Raw genomic sequence first — 15,472 nt, forward strand, 5'->3', positions numbered from 1 at the left:
CTCGTACCACCCGGATGGCGGGTCCCAGCGGGGCTCCCCCGCCCCGGGCGCCGCCCGGTCCGCGTACGGGATCAGGACCCGGCCGTGTCCGGTGAGCGGAGCCAGCCGTTGGCGTGGGCCGTGTCGGAGGCGGTCCGGAGCAGACGGGTGACGGCGGGACGGGTGGGCCGGCCCCGGGTGAGCAGATGGATCTCGATGGTGGCGACCGGGGAGAGCGGCCGCCACAGCAGGCCGGCCGGCAGGCTGCGGACCGCGGAGCGGCCGACGATCGAGACGGCCTCACGGCGGGTCACCGGGGTGTGGGCGGCGTCGAACGAGAGCTGCCTCAGCAGCAGCCTCGGTGCCCGCCCGAGCCCTTCGAAGAGTCCGAGGACCGCGTCGTAGTGGCCGGGGTTGGCCTCCCGGGGGTGGACCAGCAGGGTCTCGTCGGCCAGCGCGGCGATGTCCACCCTCGGGGCGGAGGCGAGTGGGTGCCCCTCGGCCATCAGGACGCCCTGCTGCTCCAGGCGGAGCAGGGTGCGGACCAGCTCCGGTGCGGGCGGCGGGCAGCGCACCAGGCCCGCGTCGAGCGTGCCGTCGGCGACGCCCGCCACGATCTCGGCGGTCGGCAGCAGCCGGGTGGCCACGGTGATGCCGGGGTGTCGCTCGGCCAGTGCCGCCAGCAGCTCGGGCGCCGTCTCGTACCCGGTGCTGGTGCTGTAGCCGACCGACAGCGTGCCCTGCTCGCCCCCGGCCAGGCCCTTCAGGTCGCGCCAGAGCCGGTCCGCCTCCTCGCAGAGGGCGGCCCCGCGCTCCATCAGCAGCAGCCCGGCCTCGGTGGGTTCGACGGAGTGGGTGCTGCGGTCCAGCAGCCGCACCCCCAGCTCCTCCTCCAGCTGCCGGACCTGACGGCTCAGCGCCGGCTGGGCGATGTGCAGCCGCTCGGCGGCCCTGGTGAAGTTCCGCTCCTCGGCTACGGCCAGGAAGTAGCGCAGGCGGCGAAGTTCGGACATGCCGGGCAGTCTACGACCCGCACTGAGCTGCTGTGATGCCGTTCCGTTCTGATCCGATCGGAAACAGGTCTTTCCCTGCCACGCCGTGCTCTTCCTAGGGTTCAACTACCGGAAAGAGAACGCCAGAAGGGCTGGGAACGACATGACCACCGCAGAGCTCACCGCCGCCAGCAAGGCCGTCATCCTCGACTACATGGACACCCTGGTCACCGGGGACTTCGACGCGCTGCGCCGCTTCTTCGCGCCGGACGCGACCTGGACGCTGGCGGGCGACCTGCCGCTGTCGCGGACCTGGACCGGGCCGGAGGAGATCCTCGACGAGTTCATCCCCTCGATGCTCGCCCGGCTGGTGCCCGAGTCGCTGGAGCTGGAGTTCGGCGGTGTGATCGCCGAGGGCGACCAGGTGCTGGCCGAGTGGACCAGCCGGGGCCTGGCCAGGGCGGGCGGCCGGTACGAGCAGCACTGCCTGGCGGTCTTCACCGTCCGCGAGGGCCGGATCGCCTCGGTCCGCGAGTACTTCGGGGACACCCTGCACGCCAAGACCGTCGTCTTCGCCGGGGAGTGACGGCCATGAGGGCCGTACTGCCCGGCGCTGGGAGCGGGAGGCCGGTGGTGCTCGGCGAGGCTTCCGAACCGGCGCCCGCCGCGGACGAGTTGGTGATCGCCGTGGAGGCGTACTCGGTCAACCGGGGCGAGACCCTGCAGCTGGACGGGGTGCTCCCGCTCCCCCGGCCCGACTGGCGGCCGGGCAAGGACGTGGCCGGCCGGGTGGTGCGGGCCGCCGCCGACGGCAGCGGCCCGGCGGTCGGGGCCCGGGTGGTGGCCCATCCGCCCGGGTACGGGTGGGCCGAGCGGGTCGCCGTCCCAACCCGGAGCACGGCCGAACTGCCGGACAGCGTCGACTCGGTGACCGCCGCCGCGCTGCCGCTCGCCGGGATCGCCGCCCTGCGGCTGCTGCGGGCGGCCGGCCCGGTGGCCGGGCGGCGGGTGCTGCTCACCGGGGCGAGCGGCGGCGTCGGACACTACGTCACCGAGCTGGCGGCCGCCTCCGGGGCGGCGGTCACGGCGGTCAGCGCGAGCCGGGAGCGCGGCGCCCGGCTGCTCGAACTCGGCGCGGTGGAGGTGCTGACCTCGGTGGAGCGGGCGGACGGACCGTTCGACCTGGTGCTGGAGTCGGTCGGCGGACCGTCGCTGCGTGCGGCGCTGGCCAAGGCCGCGCCGGGCGGCCTGCTGGTCTGGTTCGGCCAGGCCGGCGGCGTGCCCGTGACCCTGGACTTCTTCGAGTTCTTCCGGGGCCCGGCCCAGGCCAGGATCGCGCACTTCGACTACACCGTCTCCGACCGGGAGTACGGCGACGATCTCGCCGCCCTGGTCCGGCTGGTGGCCGGCGGACGGCTGCACCCGGAGATCGGTTCGGTCCGGGACTGGTCCAGGACCGCCGACGTCATCGCCGATCTGCGCGGCCGCCGCGTGCGCGGCAACGCGGTGCTGACCGTGGGCTGACGCCGATGGGCCAGCAGCTGTTCGCGTCGTGGCCATCCACCCGTCGTCTGTGTCTCACCCCGGCCGGGCAGGGTCGGGCGCGACCTCAAGTTGGCTATACAACTTGGCGCGATCCGAGGAGGAGATCCCGATGCCGCTTTCCGTGTACTGGCTGCGCGACAACTGCCCGTGTCCCGAGTGCCGTGACCCCCGCAACGGGCAGAAGCTGTTCCAGATCACCGATCTGCCGGGCGACTTGGCGATCGCGGAGCAGGCGGAGGAGGCCGGGGTGCTGGCGGTGCGCTGGTCGGACGGGCACCGCTCGCGGTACCCGGTGGAGTGGCTCACCGAGTCCGGTACGGGCGACGGCCGCACCGAGCAGGGCAAGCGGCTGTGGGAGGCGGCGGACTTCGCGGCCGGCCTGCCCGGGGCGGACTGGGAGGCCTACCTGGCGGAGGCGGCGCAGCGGGCGGCCGTGCTGGCGGCGGTGCGCGAGTGCGGGTTCGCGGTGCTGCACGGGGTGCCGGCGGTGGAGCGGCAGGTCCTTCAGGTGGCGCGCAGCTTCGGGTACGTCCGGGAGACCAACTACGGCGACCTGTTCGACGTCCGTGTCGAGCCCGACCCCAACAACCTGGCCTTCACCAGCGTGGCCATCGCACCGCACACCGACAACCCGTACCGCGACCCGGTGCCCACCCTCCAACTGCTGCACTGCCTGCGCAACGACTCGGCGGGCGGCGACTCCGGTCTGGTGGACGGCTTCCGCGCGGCGGCGATCCTGCGGGCCGAGGCCCCCGAGGACTTCGCCGTACTGACCCGCACGCCGGTACCCTTCGCGTTCCGCGACCGCAGTGCCGAACTGCGGGCCGAGCGGCCGCTGATCGAGGTGGACGCCCTGGGGCGGATCCGCGAGGTGCGGTTCAACAACCGCTCGATCGCCACGCTGCGCCTGCCGGCCGCCGAGCTGGACGCCTTCTACGCCGCGTACCGGCGCTTCGCCGGGATCACGCTGCGGCCGGAACTGCAGCTGACGTTCCGGCTGGAGCCCGGAGACTGCCTGATCTTCGACAACACCCGTCTGCTGCACGCCCGTACGGCCTTCGAGCAGGACGGGCACCGCCACCTCCAGGGCTGCTACGCCGACCTGGACTCGCTGGCCTCCACGCTCGCGGTGCTGGAGCGGCGGGCCGCCGGGCTGGACGCGCTGGAGGGGCTTTTCGCGGGAGAGGGCCTGGCCGAGTACCTGGGCGAGGAGGTGACGATGGCCGAACACATGCTGCAGGCCGGGGCGCTGGCCGAGGCGGCGGGGGCGCCCGCGCACCTGGTCGCGGCGGCGCTGCTGCACGACGTGGGCCACTTCGGGGGCTCCGGCCTGGAGCTGATGCAGGGGCAGGACAACCGCCACAGCCACACCGGCGCCGACTGGCTGGCGCAGTGGTTCGGCCCCGAGGTGACCGAGCCGGTCCGGCTGCACGTCGCCGCGAAGCGGTACCTGTGCGCGGTGGAACCGGACTACCGGGCCCGGCTGTCGGAGGCCTCCGAGTACACCCTGCGGGTGCAGGGCGGGCCGATGGACGCCTCGGAGGCGGCCGCCTTCGCCGCGCTCCCGGGCGCCGAGGACGCGGTGGCCGTCCGCCGCTGGGACGAGCAGGCCAAGGTCGCGAACGCGCCGACCCCACCGTTCGCCCACTTCCGGCCGCTGCTCCAGCGCCTGATGGCCTGACGGTCCGGGAGCAGGGACGCGGGGAGCCGCGCGAGACGGAAGCCGGCCGTCTTCGGCCCGGTCGCGCCCGACTGGACCCACCGGGGCCGGTGCACCACGGCCACCGGCGGGAGCGCTTCGGGGCCGCAGCTTCCGTCTGGCACGGTTCCCCGCCCCCGGGCACACGCCCGCTCGGCGCTCAGTCGACCTCGCGGGCGTGGCGCGAAAGCGCCGAGGCGGCCAGGGAGTTGTGGATGCTGAAGGCGACCGTACCGGGGAGGTAGCGGTCCTGGGACCACTCGACGGGGGTGCCGGTGGGGTCGGTGGTGCGGCGGCGTTCGCGGAGCAGCGGGCTGCCCCGGCGGCAGCCGAGCAGCCGGGCGTCCTCCGCGTTGGCGGCGACCACGTCGATGGTGTGGTCGGCGTCGGTGAACAGGATGCCGTGCTCGCGCAGGAACTCGGTGTGCGAGACCGCGTCGGGCGGCAGCTGGGCGACCAACTCGCCCACCCGGGGCGGATACACGATGCGTTCCACCATGACGGGCGTGCCGGAGAGGGTGCGCAGCCGGAGCGCGACGTACACCTCGGAGCCGGGCGCCAGCCGCAGCTGCTCGCACTCGGCGGCGTCGGCCGGCCGCCGGACCAGCGACTCCATCCGCCCGCCGGGCTCCTCGCCCATCGAGCGGGCCCAGTGGGTGAAGCTGAGCAGTTCGGAGAAGCTCTGGACCCTGGCACCCCCGAGCACCACCCGGCGGGTGCCGCGCCGCGAGGTGACCAGTCCGTCGGCGCGCAGCAGGGCGAGCGCCTGCCGGACGGTGCCCCGGGAGACCCCGTACTGCTCGGCCAGCGCGCCCTCGGCGGGCAGGCGTCCGGACTCGCCGAACGACCCCGAGGTGATGGCCTCGCGCAGGTCGGAGGCCACCTGGCGGTAGAGCGCACCGGACGGCCGGTCGACGGCCGTGGTGTGCTCAAGGTCCTGTGCCACGTCCGTCTCCGGTGCCACGTCCGTCTCCTGTGTCAGGGGGGTCCGTGCCGCGTGTGTCAATGTCCCTCCTCGGGCAGGGCCCGCACACGGTGCGGTGCGGACGCCACCGACTGTAGCCGCTGCTGATCACTGTGCGGCGACGCGGATTCCACCGTTCCCGCACCCGCCCCCTGAGCTGGGCCGTCTGTTCACCTTCCCGTCATCGGGCTCCGGCGTACTTACCGACGTCGGCGACGAGTTGCCTAGCCAACTTGACCTTGAGTCCTCCGACACCTCCCCGCATGAGCGATACCCCCGGCTTGCCGCTCCCTCCCTGTCAGGAGAACCTTCCCGTGACGTTGCACCGTGCCCGTGCCGCCGCCTTCGCGGCTGTGCTGACCGCCGCCGCGCTCTCCCTCACCGCATGTGGGTCGGCCGGTTCGACCGCCGCCGGCTCCGGTGACGCCCCCGCGAAGGCGGGTGGCAAGGCCGCCAAGGACGCCACCTCCGCCGCCGACTTCGGCGGGATGGACGCCCTGGTCGCCGCCGCCAAGAAGGAGGGCAAGCTGCACGTCATCACGCTGCCCAAGGACTGGGCGAACTACGGCAAGCTGATGGACGGCTTCAAGGCCAAGTACGGGATCGACATCGAGGACGAGAACCCGGACGGCACCAGCCAGGACGAGATCAACGCGGTCACCTCCCGCAAGGGCCAGGACCGCGCCCCCGACGTGCTGGACCTCGGCACCGCCTTCGCGCAGAGCGCCGGCGCCCAGGGCCTGCTCGCCCCGTACAAGGTCGCCGACTTCGACAAGATCCCGGCGAGCATGAAGAACGCGGACGGCCTGTCCTACAACGACTACGGCGGCTACGTCTCGATCGGCTGCGACGCCAAGAAGGTCTCGGCCTGCCCGCAGAGCTTCGCCGACCTGCTGAAGCCCGACTACAAGGGCATGGTCGCGCTCAACGGCAACCCGACCAAGGCCGCCGCCGCGCTCAGCGCCGTCTGGGCCGCCTCGCTGGCCAACGGCGGTTCGCTGGACGACATCCAGCCGGGCATCGACTTCTTCGGCAAGCTGAAGCAGGCCGGCAACTTCAACCCGGTCGAGGTGACCCCGGCGACGATCGAGAAGGGCGAGACCCCGATCACCGTCGACTGGTCGTACCTGAACACCGGTTACACCGACAAGTTCAAGGACAAGGGCATCGACTGGAAGGTCGCCATCCCCTCGGACGGCTCCTACGCCCAGTACTACAACCAGGCGATCAACAAGTGGGCCCCGCACCCGGCCGCCGCCCGCCTGTGGGAGGAGTACCTCTACAGCGCCGAGGGCCAGAACGGCTTCCTGGGCGGCTACGCCACCCCGGCCCTGTTCGACGCCATGAAGAGCGCCGGCACCCTGGACGCCGCGGCCGCCGCCAAGCTGCCGGCGGTCACCAAGCCGTTCACCACCTTCCCGACCCAGGCTCAGACGGACGCGGCCAAGAAGACCGTGACCGAGAACTGGGCGAAGGCGATCGCGGGCTGATCCGGACCATGACTACGGCTCCCACCCCGGTGCCGACCCCCGCCGCCGCCGATCTCGGCGGCGGCGCGGGGACCCCCGGCACCGTCACCCCCGAGGCGCTGACCACCCGCGCCACCCCGCGGCGCGGCCGCGGCGGCAGCCGCGCCTGGCTGGCCGCGCTCCCACTGCTGCTGTTCTTCCTGGTCGGCTTCGGCCTGCCGACGGTGGCGATCGCGATCGGCGCGTTCACCACCTCGTCCGACTCCCCCGACGGCGGCGGCACCTTCACCACCGCGAACATCACCGACTCGCTCCAGGGCGCGTACTGGACGGCGCTGTACGGCAGCATCAAGCTCTCGCTGCTGACCGCGCTGATCGGCACCGCGGTCGGCCTGCCGCTGGCGCAGGCGGTGGTCACCTCCAGGTTCCGGCTGTTCCGCGAGGCGGTGCTCTCCGGCTCCGGCGTGCTGGCCAACTTCGGCGGTGTCCCGCTGGCCTTCATGTTCGTCGCCACCCTCGGCAACGCGGGTGAGGTGACCAGGAAGCTCGGCCTCACCAAGTACGGCTGGAACCTCTACACCTTCAGCGGCCTCTCCGTGGTGTACCTGTACTTCCTGGTGCCGCTGATGATCCTCACCATCACCCCGGCCCTGGAGGGTCTGCGGGTGCAGTGGCGCGAGGCCGCGTACAACAACGGCGCGACCGTCGTCCAGTACTGGCGCCATGTCGCACTGCCGGTGCTGCTGCCCTCGCTGCTCGGCGGGTTCGTGCTGCTGTTCGGCGCCTCCTTCGCCGCGTACGCCACCGCCGAGGCCATGGTGGGCAGTTCGGTACCGCTGATCTCGATGCAGATCGGCGACGCGCTCTCCGGCAACGTGCTGGTCGGCCAGGGCAACCTGGCGCTCGCCCTCGGCCTCGACATGATCGTGGTCGCCTGCCTGGTGATGGCGATCTACCTGCCCCTTCAGCGCCGGAGTGCCAAGTGGCTAGCCTGATTTCAAAGATCCGCTTCGGTCGTGGACTGGTCCTGCTGATCTGCGGCGTCTACTTCGCCGTACCGATGGCCGCCTCGGTCTACTTCAGCGTCGACGACACCAAGGGCGGCTTCTCCTTCCGCGCCTACACCGAGCTGCTGAACGCCCCCGGCTTCCTGGACAGCCTCACCCTGAGCCTGGAACTCGCCGCCGTCACCGTCGTGCTCCTGCTGGTCCTGCTGCTGCCGGCGCTGCTCGCGGCCAGGCTCGGCGCGCCCAGGCTGCGCCCGGTGATCGAGGTGATCTGCTCGCTGCCGCTGGTGGTCCCGGTGGTCGCGCTCACCACCGGCATCGTCGGTGTGCTGCGCTGGGGTCCGGACTACCTCTCCGACACCCCGTTCTTCCAGACCATCGTGGCCATCCAGGACCCGAAGTTCCCGATCGTCCTGGTGATCGCGTACGTGCTGATGGCGCTGCCCTTCGCGTACCGGGCGCTGGACGCCGGACTCCGCGGCGTGGACGTGGTCACCCTGGTCGAGGCCGCCCGCAACTGCGGTGCCGGCTGGATGCGCGCGGTGTTCACCGTGGTGCTGCCGAACCTGCGCAGCGCGCTGCTGAACGCCGCCGTGCTCACCGTCGCCCTGGTGCTCGGTGAGTTCACCACCGCCTCGATCCTCGGCTTCGCCCCCTTCTCGGTGTGGATCAACTCCAACGGCAAGAGCGACGGCCAGATGTCGGTCGCGGTCTCGATGCTGAGCCTGCTGATCGTCTGGGTCGTGCTGCTGCTGATGTCCGCCGTCGGCCGCGGCCGCAAGTCCGCGCGTTCCTGACCCCCTTGCAACTCCAGGAGTCCCCCGCATGACCACGGCTACCGCCCTCAGCTCCGGTGCACCGCTCGCCACCGGCGGCGCGACCGTCGAATTCCGTTCGCTGCGCCGCACCTTCGGTGCCACCACCGCCCTGGACGGCCTCGACCTGACCGTCGAGCCCGGCGAACTGCTCGCCCTGCTCGGCCCCTCCGGCTGCGGCAAGACCACCGCACTGCGGATCCTGGCCGGCTTCGAGACCCACGACTTTGGCGAGGTCCTGGTCGACGGCGAGGACATCACCAGGATCCCCGCGCACAGGCGCGACGCGGGCATGGTGTTCCAGTCCTACAGCCTCTTCCCGCACCTGACCGCGCTCGACAACGTCGCCTTCGGGATGCGGATGCGCGGCACCGGCAAGGCCGAACGCCGCCAGCGCGCCCAGGAGTTGCTGGAGCTGGTCGGCCTGCCGCAGCGCGCCGGGCACTACCCGCACCAGATGTCCGGCGGCCAGCAACAGCGCGTGGCGCTCGCCCGCGCGCTCGCCCTCCAGCCCCGCGTCCTGCTGCTGGACGAGCCGCTCTCGGCGCTGGACGCCAAGGTCCGGCTCAGCCTGCGCGAGGAGATCCGCCGGCTGCAGCAGGAGCTGGGGATCACCACCCTGTTCGTCACCCACGACCAGGAGGAGGCGCTGTCGATGGCCGACCGCGTCGCCGTACTGCGCGCGGGCCGCCTGGAGCAGTGCTCCACCCCGTCCCAGCTCTACGCCCGCCCGGCCACCGCCTTCGTCGCCGAGTTCGTCGGCACCATGAGCCGGATCCCGTGCGAGCGCTCCGGCGACGGCGTCGAGGTGCTCGGCCGCCGGCACGAGGTGGACGGCAGCGTCCCCGCCGACGGCGCGCTGGACGTGCTGGTCCGCCCGGAGAACGTGGGCCTGGTGCCCGCCGCCGACGGCCGGGCGCTGGTGGTGTCCGCGTCCTTCCTCGGCAGCGTCACCCGCCTCACCGTACGGCTCGCCGACGGCACCGAGGTCAAGTCCGACCTGCCGACCGAGGCGGCCGCCGGCCTGCCGGTCGGCAGCACCGCCGACATCACGCTGCCCGAGCGCCCGGTCCTGGTCGACCGGCGGGTTGCGGGCGCCTGACATCTCCTCAACCGTTGCTCTTCATGAACACCGAAGGTACCGCCATGCCTGACTCCCCCATCCGCTCCGGCCCGGCCGCCGTCCTGTTCGACATGGACGGCACCCTGGTCGACACCGAGCACCTCTGGTGGCAGGCCGCCGCCGAACTCGCCGCCGAGCTGGACCTCACCCTCACCGACGAGGACGTGCCCGAGGTGCTCGGCCGCCCGGTCGAGCACACCGCCGCCCATCTGCACCGCGCCAGCGGCACCGACCGGGCCGAGGCCGAACTCGCCGCGCAGCTCGACGAGCTGTTCACCGGCAAGGTCGCCGCCGAGATAGTCCCGAGGCCCGGCGCGCTGGCCCTGCTGGCCGAGCTGCGGGACGCGGCCGTGCCCACCGCACTGGTCTCCGCCTCGCCGCGCCGGGTGGTCGACCTGGTGCTCTCCTCGCTCGGCCGCCAGTGGTTCACCACCACCCTGGCCGCCGAGGACACCGAGCGCACCAAGCCCGACCCGGCCCCCTACCTCGCCGCCGCCGAGCGGCTCGGCCTGGACCCGGCCGCCTGTGTGGCCGTCGAGGACACCCCGACCGGCGTCGCCTCCGCCCACGCGGCGGGCTGCAACGTCCTGGCCGTACCGTCCACCGTGCCGATCGCCGCCGCCGAGCGGATCACCCTGCTGGAGAGCCTGGAGCAGGCCGACCTCGCACTGCTGGGCCGGCTCGCCGCCGGGCCCGCGTGATGCCCTACCTGCTGCTCGCCCTCGCCATCACCAGCGAGGTCTGCGCCACCAGCTGCCTCAAACTCACCGAGGGCTTCACCCGGCTCTGGCCCAGCATCGGCGTGGGCATCGGCTACGCGCTCTCCTTCCTGCTGCTGGGCCGGGCCCTGAAGCACATCCCGGTCTCGGTCGCGTACGCGGTCTGGTCCGGTGCGGGCACTGCCGCCGTCGCCGCCATCGGCGTCGCCGCCTTCGGCGAACAGCTCGGCCGCGCCCAGTGGTTGGGCATCGCACTGATCATCGTCGGTGTGGTGGTCCTCAATCTGCGCGGCAGCCACTGAGCGGTACGGCCCGAAAGGGGCTGACGGAACGCCGTCCACCGGCTTCCGTCAGCCCCTTCCCGTTTGCGGGCACCGGCGCCTCCCGGTGCCGGGTACGTCCGGGCGACTGCCTCGCTCAGGGAGCGAGCGTGACCGCGACCAGCTCGTACCAGTCGATCCGCGTCCCCTCCCGGGTCTCCTCGGCGAACTCCGCGTCGCCGAGGCGGCTCCGCGCGGCCTGCTCGATCCGGGCCACGTCCGGGTGGGAGCGGTCCTGCAGGCCGCGCACTCCGGCGCTCGCCGCGAGCAGCCGCGCGGCCTGCCCGTGCTCGTCACGGCGCAGTGCCAGGTCCGCGACCCCGACGAGGACCTGCGCGATCGCCGGCGCGTGCCCCGCCTCGGTCGCCGCCTCGCAGGCCGCCGCGCGGTGCGCCCGGGCCTCGCCGAGGTCGTCGGCGAGGTAGCCGAGCAGGTCGTGTCTCATCGCGCGGATGCTCGCCGACTCCGATTCGTCGCCCAACTTGGCGGTCGCGGCGTCGAGTTGCCTGCGCGCCTCCTCGGCGTCGCCGCCCCACCGGGCGAGTTCCGCCTTCGCGAGGGCCAGCTCGGCCAGCGCGTCCGGCCAGGTGACCCGCTCCGCGCACCGCTGCGCCTCGGCGATGGCGGCCGCGCCGGCGTCCTCGTCGCCCAGCAGCCAGTACAGCTGCGCCTGCCGCGACCGCATCCGGATGACATCCTCGGTGGCGCCGACCTCGGTGACGACCGCGATCGCCTGCTCGTAGTGCTCGCACGCGTCGGCGAACCGGCCGCGCACGGCGATCCGGTCCGCCAGCTCGGTCAGGGCGAACGAGATCCCGAACCGTTCGCCGAGTGCCCGGAACTCACCGAGCGCCGTCTCGAGATACCGGTCCGCGTCCCACCCGTCGTGGCCGAGCATGATCCGCATCTTGCCCAGGTGCAGCCGGGCCAGCGCGCGTACCCAGGGGTCCTCGTCGTCGAGCAGCGGCTCGAACGCGGACAGGACCGCGTCGGGCCCGTGCAGCAGGCGCTCCAGCGCGTCGACGAGCCCCAGCAGCGGGTAGCGGCGCCGGCTCCGCCGGCTGAACCGGTGCGCCTCGCGGATCCACACCGCCGCCTGGTGCTCGTCGCTCCGCCCGGAGCTCACGAACAGCACGACCAGCGCGTACACCATGGCGCGCACCTCGTCGGCGACCTCGCCCGGCGTCCTGGTCGCCGCGGTGATCAGCTCCATGCCCTCGGTCCGGTGCCCGCCGAGCCACCAGTACCAGCCCGCGGCCGCCGCGAGCCGCATCGCCGCCTGCGCCTCGCCCGCCGCCAGCGCGCCGCGCGCCGCCGCGGCGATGTTGTCGTGCTCGGCCTCCAGCGTGGCCAGCCAGTCCAGCTGCTCGGCGCGGCGCAGGTGCGGCTCCGCGGTCTCGGCGAGCTCGGTGAAGTAGGCGAGATGCGCCTGGCGCGCCAGGTCCGACTCCCCCGCCTCCGCGAGCCGGTGCCCGGCGTACTCCTTGATCGTGCCGGTCATCCGGTAGCGCGGAGCGCTGTCGCCCTCGGCGAGCAGCAGTGACTTCTCGGTCAGCGCGGTGAGCAGCTCGAGCACCTGCTCCTGCTCGACCGCGTCGCCCGCGCAGACCCGCTCGGCCGCTTCCAGGCCCGCCCCGCCCGAGAACACCGAGAGCCTGCGCAGCACCGTCCGCTCGGCGTCGGTGAGCAGCTCCCAGCTCCAGTCGACCACCGCGCGCAGCGTCTTGTGCCGCGGCAGCGCGGTCCGGCTGCCGCTGTTCAGCAGGCGGAACCGGTCGTCGAGCCGGTTGGCGAGCTGGTCGACGGACATCGTGCGCAGCCTGGCCGCGGCCAGTTCGATCGCCAGCGGCATCCCGTCCAGCGCCCGGCAGACGCGCACCATCGTCGTCAGCGTGTGGGGGTCGACCCCGAGGTCCCGGCGCACCGCCCCGGCCCGGTCCCGCAGCAGCTGGACGGCGGGTGAGGACTCGATCCCGCCCGGGTCCGCGTCCCCCTCCGGCAGGGCCAGCGGCTCGACCGGCCACAGCGCCTCCCCGGTGATGCCGAGCGGTTCCCTGCTCGTCGCCAGGATCCGCAGCCGCCGGCACTCCCCGAGCACCCGGTGGGCGAACACCGCCGCGGACTCGATCACGTGCTCGCAGTTGTCCAGGATCAGCAGCGTCTCCCGCTCGCGGATCGCGGCGATGAGCCGGTCGGTCAGCTCCGTGTTCGGGGCCCCGCCGAGCAGGGAGTCCCGCAGGCCCAGGCCGGCGAGCGCCGACTGCGCCACGTCGCCGTCCGCGCCGATGGCGGCGAGTTCCACCAGCCAGGCCCCGTCCGGCAGGTCGCCGAGCAGCGTGCGCGCGGTCTCCGTGGCCAGCCGGGTCTTCCCGGAGCCGCCCGGTCCGATGACGGTGGTGAGCCGGTGCTCGGCGATGAGCTCACGGACCGCGGCGACATCGGCGTCCTTGCCCACGAAGCTGGTCAGCTCGGCGCGCAGGTTGGTCTTGCGGCTCTCCTCGCGCCGCCCCAACTCCCCTCGCAGCAGCGCGACATGCAGAGCGGACAGCTCCGCCGAGGGGTCGACGCCCAGCGCGTCGGCCAGGGCCTCCCTCGCGCGCTGGAAGACCAGCAGCGCCTCGCTGTCGCGACCGGCCGCGGCGAGGGCGCGCATCAGCGCGGCGACGAGCCGCTCCCGCACCGGGTGCGCGGCCACCAGGTCGGTCAGCTCGGTGACCAGCTCCGCACCGTGCCCGAGGGCGAGCTCCGCGTCGAACCGCTCCTCCGTGGCGGTCAGGCGCAGCCCCTCCAGCCGGACGGCCGCGGCGTCGAACGCCTCGCTGTCCTGCAGACCGACGTCCTGCATGGCCGCGCCGCGCCACAGTTCGAGGGCCTCGCGCAGCAGTCGCACCCGCCCGGAAGCGTCCTCGGTGCGGGCCTGTCCCGCGTTGACCAGGCGTTCGAACCGCACGGCGTCGACGGCGTCGGGCTCCACCGTCAACCGGTAGCCGTCCGGCTGCCCCTCGACCGCACCGTCCGGCAGTGCCTTGCGCAGCCGGGAGACCAGGCGCTGCAGGGCGTTCGTCGCGTCGGCGGGCGGGTACTCCCCCCAGATCCAGTCGACGAGCGACGCTTTCGGGACCACGTGACCCGGCCTGAGCGCGAGGGCGATCAGCAGTCCGCGCAGCCGCGCCCCCGGCACCTCGGCCGCTTCCCCGTCGTCCGTTCGAACCTTCAGCGGCCCCAGTATCCCGATCTGCACCCGCCGATTTTGTCATGGCCGTTTGACGGTCAGCCAGTTGCCCGGGCGCTGGGGGCGGTTGTCGCGGCGATGAGCCCCTGTTCCGGCTCGCCGGTCCACTCCTACGGGGCCGTTTTGGTCCAGGTGACCGGCAGTTCGTGGACGCCGTAGATGTTCATGTCGGTCCTGAGCTTCACCTCGTCGGCGGGGACGGCGAGTTCGAGGGTCGGGAAGCGGCGCAGCAGTCCCCTGAAACCGGCGCGCATCTCGATGCGGGCCAGCTGCTGGCCGAGACACTGGTGGATGCCGTGGCCGAAGGACAGGTGGCCGCGGGCCTCGCGGCGGATGTCCAGGGTGTCGGGGTCGTCGAAGCGCCGGGGGTCGCGGTTGGCGGCCAGCAGCGAGACCACGACGGTCGATCCCTCGCCGATCGTCTCACCGCCGAGTTCGATGTCCTCCGTGGCGTAGCGGTAGAGGATGTCGACGACGGAGAGGTAGCGCATGAGTTCCTCGACGGCACCGGGCAGCAGATCCGGCTCGGCACGCAGTTCGGCCATCTGCCCGGGGTGCTCCAGGAGCGCGAAGGTGCCCAGCGCCAGCATGTTGGCGGTGGTCTCGTGGCCCGCGAGCAGCAGCAGGAAGGCGGCGCCGGTCAGCTCCTCGACGGTGAGGTCCTCGTGGCGGGCCAGGTCGGACAGTATGTCCTCGCCGGGGGTGGCCCGTTTGCGCGTGACCAGTTCGCCCAGGTACGTGGCCAGCGCACCGTACGCGGCCGCCTTCTCGTCCAGCGGGAGGTCCCTGACCAGGAACTTGGCGGAGTCGGCCTGGAAGCCCTCCCGGTCCTCGTAGGGGACACCGAGCAGTTCGCAGATCACCAGCGAGGGCACCGGCAGCGCGAACTCCCTGACCAGGTCGACCGGCGGGGCGAGGCGCGCCAGTTCCTCCAGCTGCCGCTCGACGATCTCGGCGATGTGCTCTTCGAGCTGCTTCATGCGCCTGACGGTGAAGGCGCCGGTGAGCCTGCGCCGCAGCCGGGTGTGGTCCGGCGGGTCCATCGCGATGAACATGCCCGGCACCTGCGGGGACGGTTCGGTGACGGCGGGCATGCCGGGGATCTCGTACGGCACGTGGAGGACGCCGATGTCCTGGCGGGAGCTGAACCGGGTGTCCGCCATGAGCCGGCGGACCGCGTCGTAGCCGGTGACGAGCCAGCCCTCGTGGCCGTCGGGGAAGAGCATGGGACTGACCGGGCGGGCCTCGCGCAGCCGGGTGATCCGGCGGGGCGGGTCGAAGGGGCCCGCATCGCGCTCCATGGGCAGGCCGTGCGGGACGGGAGCCGTCTGACTCATCGGATGTCCTTCCGTGGCGGTCGTTGCGACCACGTTCGCCGACGGACCTGACATACGACTGACACGGCTCTGACACCGGCCGTACCGAAGGCGTGGCCGGCCGTGGCCTCGCGACGGCTCGGCGCGGCTCGGCGGCGGACGAGTTCCGGGGGAAGGGGCCCGACGATCCGTCATATCTGCGCCATCGACAGGGAAAGTCCCGGTACACGAATCCCGTTAAAAAGTCCGTACAGGGATCATGTGCCGGATAGCGTTGGGCCGTCACCCGGAC

13 protein-coding genes are annotated in these 15,472 nt (G+C 72.8%); 9 read left to right on the forward strand and 4 right to left on the reverse strand.

All coding sequences use genetic code 11. The annotated features are described in order from the left end of the window. Nucleotides 1-71: 71 nt before the first annotated feature. Entirely contained in the window at nt 72-992 is a 921-nt protein-coding gene (locus ACSMTC_RS11095) for a LysR family transcriptional regulator (RefSeq protein WP_436559496.1), read from the reverse strand. Nucleotides 993-1,134: 142 nt separating this feature from the next. On the opposite strand from ACSMTC_RS11095, the gene ACSMTC_RS11100 reads away from it, so the two are divergent. The 3 genes from ACSMTC_RS11100 to tmpA all read left to right on the forward strand — a co-directional run bounded on the left by ACSMTC_RS11100 (nt 1,135) and on the right by tmpA (nt 4,197). Beyond that, entirely contained in the window at nt 1,135-1,557 is a 423-nt protein-coding gene (locus ACSMTC_RS11100; protein ID WP_436559497.1) for a nuclear transport factor 2 family protein, read from the forward strand. A gap of 5 nt (nt 1,558-1,562) precedes the next feature. After that, the gene (locus tag ACSMTC_RS11105; protein ID WP_436559498.1) at nt 1,563-2,495 is read left to right on the forward strand and encodes a zinc-binding dehydrogenase; all 933 of its coding nucleotides are present in this window, start codon (nt 1,563-1,565) and stop codon (nt 2,493-2,495) included. A gap of 130 nt (nt 2,496-2,625) precedes the next feature. Next, on the forward strand, nt 2,626-4,197 hold the full coding sequence (tmpA, locus tag ACSMTC_RS11110) for a 2-trimethylaminoethylphosphonate dioxygenase (RefSeq protein WP_436559499.1): 1,572 nt from the start codon (nt 2,626-2,628) through the stop codon (nt 4,195-4,197). Between the two features lie 178 nt (nt 4,198-4,375). On the opposite strand, the gene ACSMTC_RS11115 is transcribed toward tmpA, so the two are convergent. After that, nucleotides 4,376-5,179, reverse strand: a complete 804-nt coding sequence (locus ACSMTC_RS11115) for a GntR family transcriptional regulator (RefSeq protein ID WP_436559500.1) — start codon at nt 5,177-5,179, stop codon at nt 4,376-4,378. A 314-nt stretch (nt 5,180-5,493) separates the two neighbouring features. Between ACSMTC_RS11115 and ACSMTC_RS11120 the strand changes: the two genes are divergently transcribed. From ACSMTC_RS11120 to ACSMTC_RS11145, 6 genes are read left to right on the forward strand one after another with little or no spacing between them, the layout of a single operon-like run. Then, nucleotides 5,494-6,669: an ABC transporter substrate-binding protein gene (locus ACSMTC_RS11120; protein ID WP_436559501.1), complete on the forward strand. Its 1,176-nt coding sequence runs from the start codon at nt 5,494-5,496 to the stop codon at nt 6,667-6,669. Between the two features lie 8 nt (nt 6,670-6,677). Beyond that, nucleotides 6,678-7,643: an ABC transporter permease gene (locus ACSMTC_RS11125; RefSeq protein WP_436559502.1), complete on the forward strand. Its 966-nt coding sequence runs from the start codon at nt 6,678-6,680 to the stop codon at nt 7,641-7,643. After that, a complete protein-coding gene (locus tag ACSMTC_RS11130; protein WP_436564650.1) occupies nt 7,643-8,452 on the forward strand; it encodes an ABC transporter permease in 810 nt (269 codons plus the stop codon). The genes ACSMTC_RS11125 and ACSMTC_RS11130 overlap by 1 nt, the downstream gene beginning before the upstream one ends. Nucleotides 8,453-8,480: 28 nt before the next feature. After that, nucleotides 8,481-9,572, forward strand: a complete 1,092-nt coding sequence (locus ACSMTC_RS11135; protein ID WP_436559503.1) for an ABC transporter ATP-binding protein — start codon at nt 8,481-8,483, stop codon at nt 9,570-9,572. Between the two features lie 44 nt (nt 9,573-9,616). Continuing rightward, nucleotides 9,617-10,294, forward strand: coding sequence for an HAD family hydrolase (locus ACSMTC_RS11140; protein ID WP_436559504.1), 678 nt, complete (start codon nt 9,617-9,619; stop codon nt 10,292-10,294). Then, on the forward strand, nt 10,294-10,614 hold the full coding sequence (locus ACSMTC_RS11145) for a DMT family transporter (protein WP_436559505.1): 321 nt from the start codon (nt 10,294-10,296) through the stop codon (nt 10,612-10,614). The genes ACSMTC_RS11140 and ACSMTC_RS11145 overlap by 1 nt, the downstream gene beginning before the upstream one ends. 115 nt (nt 10,615-10,729) lie before the next feature. Here the strand turns inward: ACSMTC_RS11145 and ACSMTC_RS11150 are convergent, their stop codons facing one another. Together ACSMTC_RS11150 and ACSMTC_RS11155 are read right to left on the reverse strand one after the other, a co-directional pair. Beyond that, a complete protein-coding gene (locus tag ACSMTC_RS11150) occupies nt 10,730-13,873 on the reverse strand; it encodes an ATP-binding protein (protein ID WP_436559506.1) in 3,144 nt (1,047 codons plus the stop codon). 101 nt (nt 13,874-13,974) lie between these two features. Continuing rightward, the gene (locus ACSMTC_RS11155) at nt 13,975-15,201 is read right to left on the reverse strand and encodes a cytochrome P450 (RefSeq protein ID WP_436559507.1); all 1,227 of its coding nucleotides are present in this window, start codon (nt 15,199-15,201) and stop codon (nt 13,975-13,977) included. Nucleotides 15,202-15,472 lie beyond the last annotated feature (271 nt).

It is taken from the genome of Kitasatospora sp. HPM-01-4 (genome assembly GCF_051374625.1).
Taxonomy (GTDB): domain Bacteria; phylum Actinomycetota; class Actinomycetes; order Streptomycetales; family Streptomycetaceae; genus Kitasatospora.